Consider the following 10,686-nt stretch of genomic DNA (forward strand, 5'->3'; position numbering starts at 1 on the left):
ATTCAGATCACGGATATCAATATTCATCAAATAGATATATAAAACTTTCTAAGAAAAATAATTTTAAAATTTCTATGGGTAGAGTTGGTAATTCACTTGACAATAGAGAAGCAGAATATTTCTTTTCTAATATTAAATCTGAAATGTTAAACAAAATTAATATTTCTAAATTAAATTTTTCTGAATTATTAAATCTTATAAAAAATTATGTTGATTGATATAATTTTGAAAGAATACAATCAAATTTACAATGAAAAACGCCTCAAGAAGTTTGAGACGTTAATAAGTATTAATGGTCTAAAATAGACTTCCATGTTTATTCTTGCTTGATTTTTATTATAAAGATATAAAAAAAGACCACATGACACAACACTTTCTCATATGGCTGCATTATTTCTACTCTGACCAGGTTAGTGAGTTATTGTTCTTGTGGCTTAGAAATTATACTATATTTTAGTTTTTATAAATTAAATTATCAAAAATTTCCTTTAATTTTGCTCATATTCTTTTTTCTGAAACAGAATGTGCAGCACCACTAATAAGAAATAGTGAAGAATTATTTAGTTCTTTATTTAATAAATATGCACCAATAGGGGGGGTATCAATGTCTTGTCTACCATGAACGATAAAGGTTGGTATGTTTTTAATTTTATCTATATTTTGTAAAATATAATTATCTGATTTTAAAAATGATTTATTATAAAAGTAATATGTTTCCAAAAAAGCAATAGAAAAATCATTTTTTGTAATTTTATTATTTGGTTTGTTTGGATTTATTTTTACAATACTTGATTCTCAATTTGAAAAATTATAAACCGCATCTTCAATGCTATTTGAAGTTTTTTTATAAAAAATATTGTAGTATTTTTCTAAAATGTTTTTACCTTCAATTTCTTTTACACAGTCTTTATATTTTTCAAAAATATCAGGATAAAAATATGAAGCACCTTCTTCGTATAAATAATCTACATCTTCTTGTCTTGCAAGAAATACACCTCTTAACACTAGTTGTTTTATGTTTTCAGGGTATTTTATAGCATATAATAATGAGAGTGTGCTTCCTCAACTACCTCCAAACAATGTAATTTTATCTAAATTTAAGAATTTTCTCATTTTTTCAATATCTTGAACTAATTCATCAGTATTATTGTCTTTTGTTTCTAAAAAAGGTACACTTTTGCCTGTTCCTCTTTGATCCATAAAAATCAACATATATTTATCTAAATCAAAAAGTTTTGTTTGTTTATAAAAACTCGTACCTCCTGGACCACCATGTATTATAAAAACAGGTTCTCCTGATTTATTTCCAAAAATTTTATAAAAAACTTTATGAATTTTGGAAACTTCAAGAAAACCTTGTTTGATTAATTTAGAATGGTCTTTCATTTGTTTCATTTGGTCTTGAAAATACATAATAACCATTTTCGGTAACAAGAACATCATCTTCAATTCTTGCTCCACCAAGACCTTCAATATAAATTCCAGGTTCAACTGTTATTATCATACCGGGTTCCAATATAATATTTGATTTTGATGAAACATTAGGTAATTCATGCACATCAATACCTAAACCATGTCCGGTTGAGTGAACAAAATATTGTCCATATCCTTTTTTTTGAATATATTCTCTACATGTTTTATCAATTTCAGAAGTACTAATACCAGGTCTTACTTTTTTTCTACCTTCTGATGCTGCTTCTTCGACAATTTTTAAAATTTCTAATAATTTAGGATTTGTTTTAGTTTCATCACCTAAAACAAATGTTCTTGTAATATCAGCAGTATAACCTTTGTATTGTGCTCCAAAATCAACTTTTAATAATGAATTATTAACAATTTTTTTATGAGTTGGATGATGGTGCGGTTCCGCGGAAGAAGTTTCAGAAGCAATTATTTCATCAAAACCTTCTTTTTCGGCTCCGTTTAGTTTCAATAAATAATTTAGTTTAGCGGCCACTTCTTTTTCGGTCATTTCTGGCTTTATTCATTCTTTAAGTTCTTCAAGAGATTTCATAGAAATATCTACAGCTTTTTGAATAATTTTTAATTCATCAATAGACTTAACAATTCTTAAATTTTGTGCATTTATTCATACTATTTCTTTTGGATTTACAAGTTTTGTAATTCTATTTTCAACATTTTTAATTAAATAATCTTCTTCAAGAGCAATTTTCTTAAAGTTTTTTGTATTAAATCACTCTTGCATAGAATTACCTTCAATTAAAACAATATCAACATTTTTTGCAATTTTTCTTGCATATTCTATATATCTACCATCTACAAAAAGAGTTGCTTTATCTCTTTCAATAACAATAAAACCATCTGTTGTTTGAACACCAGAATATCATAATCTTGTTTGTGGTGCTTCTGAAATCAATGCTTCAACACCAGTTTTATTAAACATTTCTATTAGTTTTCTTTTATCCATAATTTCTCCTTTATTTTTATAATTTTACATTTTTATTTTCTTTTTTTAAGTGAAATAAGATTTTAATTTAATATAATTTATATTATGAATTTAAATCAAAAAGTATCAAGAAAATTTTATAACAAAAGAGATTATTTTATTGATTGAGATAAAAAAGTAATTGTATTATCTGATGTTTTATTTGAACAATTAAAAAATGGTGGAAAATTCAGCAAATATAAAAAAATTGGTGGTAGCTCTGTGGGTGATATTTTAATTAAAAATAATATCTTTAAAAGTGAATTTAAAGCTTTTTTACATATAACCAGATTAAAAATGCCGGTTTTAAGCAAAAAATATATTAATGCAGGGGTGATTTTAGAACCTAAAATTTTTGATGTATTAAAAAAAGCGCAACCAAGTTGGCAAATTGAACACATTGAAGCAGAAAAAGTCAATTATGATTATTTTTATGATATTGATGAAGTAATCGGAGGGGTTCCAGATGGTTTTTCGAAACCTTTAAAAATGGTTTTTGAAATAAAAACAGCCGGTGAAAAAAAATATGAAGATTGAACAAAAAATAATAATATCGATCCATCATATTTAAAACAATCTCAATTATATTGTTATTTAATGTCAAAAAAATTAAATGAAAAAATTGATAAATTTTCAATTGTTGCTTTATTTTTAAAAGATGATAAAGAAAATAATATTAATGATTATGAAAAACCAGAATTTGTTAATTTATATGAAAGAAAATTACAAACATTTTCATATAAAGTTAATGAAAATCAAGCAAAAGAAGATATACAAATAATTAAGGAATGATATTTTAAATACACTAATCAAAAAGAATCTCCTAATTTTGATGAAGTTAGCAATTATGATGATTTAGAATATTTAAAATGTGAAACAGAACAAGAATGAATTAATTTACTTAATAAATGAAAAAATGAAGGAAAGGCAGATAAAGATTGTCAACCATAATATTATTAATATAATATTTAACTGATTCTTTATTAATGTATAATAAAAATATGAACATAAAAATGGATAAACTCAAAAAAATTTTAATGATTGATAATTTATTTTTACCCAAATGAACCATTAAAAAAATGGTTTATGTTGGAATTTTAATAGCTATTTCTGTTGCTTTTGTTATTGTTATTGCAGAAATTATGCCTTGAACTGTTATCCCATCATATAAAATAGCCTTTATAGGTTTACCAATTAAAATAGCTGGTTTTATTTTTGGTCCTGCAATTGGTCTTTTTGTAGGTGTAATTAGTGATATTTTATCCATTTTATTTATTCCACCCGCTGGTTATAATCCTTTATATACTGTTGCAACTGCTATGAATGGTTTTATTGCAGGTATTTTTGGTTTTTATTTTTTAAATATAATAAACAAAGCCTTTAGTGCGGAATACAAAATCCAAAAAATACAGCAAAAAATCGCATTAAAATCACTTAAATATAATCATTTTAAAGAAATTGGCAATCAATATAAAGCAGACAAAATTGCTTTAGTTATAATAAAATTAAATACAAGAAAAAAATACATTGAAGATAAAAAAGAAGAAAAATTATTAGTGAACATCAATCTTTTAACAGGTATTTTATGTTTAGTTTTAGTTATCTCGTTAATTACCTTATTATTAATCAAAACACCAGATTCTAATTTAGAAAATTCTATTATTAAAAACAGAATTGCTTTAATGGTACTTATGTCTATTGGAACCTGCTCTATGATAGTTTTTATTTTATTTTCAAGATTTTTAATGAAACCTAAAAATTACATTATATTAGTTCCAATAATTGTTTTTAGCGCATTTCTTGAATTAATTAATGTACCTTTATTATCTCTTGCTGATTTGTATTCAATTGGTAGTTTTAATATTAAAGACATTTTTATATGAATTACACAACATATTTTAGCAAGTCCTATTAAAATTTGAGTAAATACCTTTGTTATTTTCTTTTCATATTCTATAATTAGTAAATTAATCAATAAAACAGAAAAAATATCATATAAGTAGGTTTGAGTGAACAACAAGAAAGTTTTGTCTTTTAATAATATTTTTTATGATGTAAAAAATAATGAAATTAAAAAAGAAATTGAAAACATTATTAATGTTAATAAATTAGATATAAAACATATATCTAATGTTTTTTATATTAATAAAAAAAATACAATTTTAAATACAACTAATTTATATTCATCTCTTTTAAAACAAAAGGATTTATATACTGAACTAAAATATGATGATAATAAAGATTCTGAAATATTTACAAATAAAAAAAACATTTCTAAAATAATAAGTTTTTATTCACTAGAAGAAATAATAAATGAAAATAATCAAAATATACCTTTTGTTGAACTTTATAAAATCAATTGAAAAAAATTAAAAATTAAAAATTATGATAACTACTTTGAATTATTTAAAGATGAATCTGCAGTTTTAAATTTTAAAAATATACTTTATTTACTTGTTCAAGAAAGTTCTCAAACTTTTCAAAATTTAAATAATAATTACAAAAAAACAATTTTAAAAATTGTTGAAGATTTTAAAAATTATTCAGAAAAAAATAATGATAATTTTGAAGAATATAATAAATTTATCAATAATTTACAAAAAATTTTTAATGATTATTCTGATGAACTATCAATATTTTATATAAATTTTATTAGAGAATTTATTACAAAATTAAATATTTTTGTTGATACAAATAAAAAAAATGAAATCAAAAATATTAATTATTTAATTAAACTTAACGAAAAAAAAATAAAGTTTTTGAAAAGTTTAAATTATTTAACAATTTTCCAAATGTCTAATAAATATAAAAAACAAAATTTAAATATTGATTTAAACTTTTATCGTGAACATTTTCAAAATATCAAAAATAGTAGTAAAGATTTTTTATTAAAATATATTTATAAATTAAAAAAAGATATCAAAGTTTTATGAAATAAAGTCAAGTATTGCAAAAATGAAGACGACTTCTTTTTTATTTATAAAAATATATTAGTCTTAAAGAAAACTATCCAAATAATAAAAAAATCTATTAAAAAAATATTCCTGTTTAAAGAAGAAGATTTTAGTGCATTTGAAAATTATGTTGCAAAGGAAATTGATGGTTTTGTAAATAATCAATTATTTTTTTCAAAAAAATATGTTTATAAAAATATGAAAAAAAGAACTCAAATCTTAAAAACAATAATTAAATATGAGTTTTCACTTAATTTTTCAAATTTTGAGCAAAAATCATTAGAAATAAAAGAAAATTTTAATAAAAATATTCATGAAACAAAAAATAAAATTAAAAGTATTAAATGGTTGTTTAAACAAATAAACTACAGTAAAATAAATAAAAACAAAATTTTAACTCTTAATAACCAAAATCTTTTATATAAAGCTGAAATAAAATGGATTAAATCTAATCAAGAAAAAATATTTTCTACATCTTCTGGATTTAAATCTTCAAAAAACAAAAGATTATATAAATATATTCTTGATTTAAACAAAACGATAAAATCAAGCATTGTATCAATAAACTGAATCTTGAAAAAGAACAAAAATTTTGACTTTTTCCAAAGTTCACAAGGTTTTGAAGAAATTCAGGAATTTTATAATATTTTCATAAAGAATAATTGATTTGATGAATTTTATAAAGCAATTATTCAAAATATTTCTCATAATAAGAAATTTTCAAAAAAATTTATTTATCAAATAAATTGAATTTTTAAGTTTGAAAAAATTTATTCATATTTATCAGTTAATTTTAGTAATTATTTTTCACCTTATAATAAACTTAAAAATATTGATAAGCTAAAACTAAAATTATTAAATATATTAATGGAAGAAAAGGAAATTTTATTCATTGAAGATTACAATGGAATATCCAAAAATACAAAAGAAGAATTTTTACGTGTTTTAAATAATATGTTTAACAATAATAATAAACATTTTGCATATATAACTGATGATATTGAATTGATAAATTCTGATAATTTTAATTACACATTTGTTTTTGATAACAATACCCTTTTAGAAGAAGGTGAAACAGATCAAATAGTAAGGTATGCTTTGAATCCATATGTTTTTAATCTTTTTGATAAGAAAGAAAACAACATTAATATTAGACAAAATATTATTCAAACAAAGAAAATTGAAATAATTAGAAATCAACACTCTTTATGAGCAAATGAAGAACTTTATTCAAGTTGAATAAAACAAAATTCAACAAATAATAATTTAACAGATGATCTTGATTATTTGATTCTTTTAAAAGAAGAAAATATTAATGTTGATTTATTTAACGAAAATAAAAAAATAGATGACTCAATTCTTAATTTATTTGAAGATTTTAATGAAAATCAAACAATTTTAACAAATGATAATGAAGAAAATCCAAATATATTTTAGTTTTTTATTTTTATGATTTTATAAAAAGTTTACAATTCTTTAAAAGAAAGGACAAATGGAACAGATAAAATCTTTTTTTTCACTTAAAAACATTAAAAAAATTCTATCTTTACTTTTAGGTTTTATTTTATTTGGTATAACTTTTGGTTTAGTTTTATACAAAAACCAAGTTCATTATAAGCCAGCATTTTTTAATTATAAATCTTATATGGAAGAAGATAACATTAGTAAAATTAATGAAAATTTCTCTTATAAAACATTTAATGAAGTAGATGAGTTTACTGTTGCCTTAAATAATGGAAAAGCAGCAGGGGGTATAGGTTCTGATTATCAAGTTATTAGTTTAATCAAAAAAAATTTATTAAAACCTATTAATTTTAATGTTTTATTAAACCTAAAAGAACCATTAAAAAATAAAGATGAACTAAAAGAAAAACTTAAAAAAATTTACACACCTTTAGTTTTTAAACATCTCGAAAGTTATGATTCAGAATTAACAACAGATTTTGTAGGACAAGAATTTAAAGAACCAAGACATTTATGAGAATATTTTGTGCCATATTATAGTCAAGATGGTGTTGTTGCTTATAATTCATTAAAAAATCAAAATAGCAATTTAAGTGAAATAGATTTTAGTGATTATGAAAGTAATTTAGAAAAACTTAAAAAAAATAATGAATATACAAATTTTGATGATGTAGTAAAAGAAAATTCTCTTTTTAATATACTTAATACAATAAAAAATAATGGCTATTCTAAATTAACTATTACTGATGCAACAAGAGTTAATATGTTATATGGTTCAGCATATATTTTTGATAATCAAAGTAAATTGATTAGAAATATATTTAATCAAAATACTTCTTTTGATAATTATAAAGTTTCAACAAAAGGTTTTATTGATTTAATTGAAAAATCAAGAAACCAAAGCATTTCTAACAATGATATTATTTTTAATGGTGATGGTCAAGATATTATTAGATCATTACTTGATCCAAGCAGAAAAGATGTTGATTCTGCAATTATGTATAATGGTGATGCACTTGATGCATATTACTCTGAGGATAATGGTTTAAAAACATTAGATTATGATGGTAACTCTATTTTAATACCAGATGGAACTGTAAAAGTTAAAAAATTTAAAAACAATATCTTATTAGTTGATGGGTTTATTTTGGCCAATGCTTTATCAGAAAGTACTGAGCTAAAAATGTATGATGTTTTAAGAAATACAATTTTTTCAAACATTGAATCTGATTTAATATTTAATACAACAAATGATTTTATTACAGATTTATATGACAAGTATTTAAACATTGAAATTGGCGATTATATTACAAAAAGAATTGGTGTTGAGTCATTCAATATTTTTAAAAATGAATTAATTAGTTTATATAAAGAAACTATTGATGAAACTTTATCAGATGATTTACTTGAAAAATTTGAAATTTTTATCATTAATAAAGTTCTTAACAATGTTGAATTAAAAGAAGGATTTGAAGAGTTTTTAAAGGTAAATGAAATAGATTCGATTTATAGCGAACTATCAGAAGAAGAGAAAAAATTAAAAGAAGAAGTTCTATTTGAATTTAATGAAGAAATTAGTAAAAGAAAAGAAACTTTAAGAAATATAATTTGAGATTTACCTACATCTAGTAATAAAGATTATTTACATGAAAAATTAAATAATATTAAATCTAATTATTCATTTGAACCTACGGATTCTTTATTAAATAGAGTTTTATTTGAATACAAAAAAATAAAAAAACCAATATCTGTTTCACAATTTAAGAATCCTTTTATCAAAAATAAAAACAAAAAAGATTTACTTGAAAAACTAAAGAATAACAATGATTTTATTAAAAAATCTGCTTTAGTTATCTCAAGAATTAATTTAGATTCAGAAAAATTATCAAATTTATTATTAGAAAAATACAGAAATATCACAAACTGACAAGCAATAAATTATACTCCAAGTATTAATGCAGAATATCAAATAATCAAGCGTAATCATTTTGTCAAAGATGACAATACTTTTGATAAAAAAGCAATTGAAATTTATGAAATTAAATCAGGAAATGGATATATTATTCACGGTAAAATTTCAGGTGTTGATGATAAGTTACAATCGATTTTAAATAGTTATTATTATGTGCAGATAAAGCATTAATATTAATAAGTAAAAATTCTAATTAAAAGTTGATATTAATATCAACATTTAGTTAAATGATTCATAAAAACTAAGATATTTTTAATCAAATAATATTTTACTTTAACTTTTTAATTGACGATTTGAAAATTCTATATATAGAATCCTAAAATAAAGACAAATTATTTTACAAAATATATACTAACAGTAAGAGAAGAGAAAATATACTCATTAAATTGAGTATATTTTATTATTTACTTAAAGGTATACTTATTATATAAGGTTTTTTATTGTTTTCTTTTTTAGGATTATATTCAAAACTAAACTGAACTATAAATTTATCTTTTTCTGTTTTTTTGATATTTAAAATTTCAACATTATTAATTAAACTATTTTTTGACAATATAAATTCAATATCCTCAACAGAAATTTCATCCTTTGATAAGCTTTGCTCTTTAATTTTTATTAAAATATTTTTGGAAGCAATTTTTTCAATTAATAAATTAAATTTTGAATGAAAATCTTTATTTGTGTTGAATAAAAATTTGTTTTCTTTATTAGGATTAGTAAATACAAATCCTAATATATCTTCAAAGTTATTAACATTATTTTTTAAACCAAAAATTGCACTTGAAGTGTAATCTAATAAAACTCACTTATCAAAGTATAAACCATTTTCTTCTAATGCGTGGTGTGTTGTAAGTTCTTCGGAAGGTATTTGAGATTCTAAAACAGCAAAATTCTTAATTACAGAAGTATTGATATTAAGATTTTTGTTTTGTTCATAGTCATAAAATTTATATTCTTTTGGATTATCTAAAATAAAATTAATAGTCAATGATGTTTTATTTTTACCAGGGTGTCCTTTATAAAAAATATTATATTGATTATGATATTTATTAACAACCGTGAAAAAATAGTCAGCATCATAATCGCTCCCGCTACCCAAAACAATTAAACTGGGTTTATTATTTGCTTGCTTAATTTTGTCGACTTTATCTCTTTGTTTTTTTCAATCTAAACCAGTGATATTTTCTCAGTAACTGCTAAATCTTTTTTGTGTTTTTTGAGATTTTGTATTAAAAATAAAATCTTTGAGTTCAACATTATCTGAGTTAAAAAATGGTCTATTATTTTTAAAGTTCAAATGAGTCATTCTATCACTAACGTTTTTGCTTGATCAATAAATAAAAACATTATCTAAATGTGATGGAACGAAATATTGTGTTTGTCTATCTGTTCCGTTTATTGGTCATTTTCAAATATTTTTTTCAGAATCAAAATATTTTTGTTTAAAATCAGGTTTTTCAAAATATTGTTCAATTCAATATTCACCTAACATATTTGAATCTTCAATACCATGTAAGGTAACATTTTCTAATTCACTTAGGTTTAAAAATGCTCTAAAATCAGTTGTAATATGATCAGAATAAACAGGGACACAGATTTGAAACAATTATAATTTTAAAGCACTTCAAGTTTCTTGAGGTGTTTTTCAATTAAGATTTGATTGAAATCTTTCATTATTATATTTTACAATAAACGATTCAATTAATGATTTTAATTCTTTAAAAGTCATTTCCTTTATTTTGTTTAAATATAAACATTCTGTTTTTAATATCGAAAAGAAATATTCAACTTCTCTATTATCTAAGGAATTACCAACTCTAGACATTGAAATTTTTCCATTAATTTTATCA

General features: G+C 21.5%; 9 protein-coding genes. 5 read left to right on the plus strand and 4 right to left on the minus strand.

Annotated features, from left to right (window positions below; translation table 4 throughout):
* The coding region (locus BU00_RS05235) for an integrase core domain-containing protein (protein ID WP_027121310.1) at window positions 1-293 on the plus strand (293 nt) is incomplete at its 5' end.
* A gap of 160 nt (window positions 294-453) precedes the next feature.
* Here BU00_RS05235 and pip read toward each other — a convergent pair.
* Entirely contained in the window at window positions 454-1,395 is a 942-nt protein-coding gene (gene pip, locus BU00_RS0102210) for a prolyl aminopeptidase (protein ID WP_245579606.1), read from the minus strand.
* Window positions 1,370-2,428 carry an aminopeptidase P family protein gene (locus tag BU00_RS0102215; protein WP_027121312.1) on the minus strand — a complete coding sequence of 353 codons (1,059 nt, stop codon included), beginning with the start codon at window positions 2,426-2,428 and terminating at the stop codon, window positions 1,370-1,372. Before BU00_RS0102215 ends, pip begins: the two co-directional genes overlap by 26 nt.
* Window positions 2,429-2,512: 84 nt before the next feature.
* On the opposite strand from BU00_RS0102215, the gene BU00_RS0102220 reads away from it, so the two are divergent.
* Genes BU00_RS0102220 through BU00_RS0102235 form a run of 4 tightly spaced genes read left to right on the plus strand, consistent with a single transcriptional unit; the run spans window position 2,513 to window position 9,007 of the window.
* Complete coding sequence (locus tag BU00_RS0102220) at window positions 2,513-3,397, plus strand: MAGa7180 family putative nuclease (RefSeq protein ID WP_027121313.1); 885 nt, start codon at window positions 2,513-2,515, stop codon at window positions 3,395-3,397.
* 50 nt (window positions 3,398-3,447) lie between these two features.
* Window positions 3,448-4,449: an ECF transporter S component gene (locus tag BU00_RS0102225; RefSeq protein ID WP_027121314.1), complete on the plus strand. Its 1,002-nt coding sequence runs from the start codon at window positions 3,448-3,450 to the stop codon at window positions 4,447-4,449.
* 6 nt (window positions 4,450-4,455) lie between these two features.
* On the plus strand, window positions 4,456-6,837 hold the full coding sequence (locus BU00_RS0102230) for an MAG1360 family OppF-related protein (protein WP_027121315.1): 2,382 nt from the start codon (window positions 4,456-4,458) through the stop codon (window positions 6,835-6,837).
* A 55-nt stretch (window positions 6,838-6,892) separates the two neighbouring features.
* A complete protein-coding gene (locus tag BU00_RS0102235; RefSeq protein WP_027121316.1) occupies window positions 6,893-9,007 on the plus strand; it encodes a hypothetical protein in 2,115 nt (704 codons plus the stop codon).
* Window positions 9,008-9,236: 229 nt separating this feature from the next.
* On the opposite strand, the gene BU00_RS04540 is transcribed toward BU00_RS0102235, so the two are convergent.
* Complete coding sequence (locus BU00_RS04540) at window positions 9,237-10,442, minus strand: hypothetical protein (protein WP_051521848.1); 1,206 nt, start codon at window positions 10,440-10,442, stop codon at window positions 9,237-9,239.
* On the minus strand, window positions 10,443-10,686 hold a 244-nt coding region (locus BU00_RS0102245), incomplete at its 5' end, for an integrase core domain-containing protein (protein WP_027121317.1).

Origin of the sequence: Mycoplasma leonicaptivi ATCC 49890 (assembly GCF_000622205.1) — a bacterium.
Taxonomy (GTDB): Bacteria; Bacillota_I; Bacilli_A; order Mycoplasmatales; family Metamycoplasmataceae; genus Mycoplasmopsis; species Mycoplasmopsis leonicaptivi.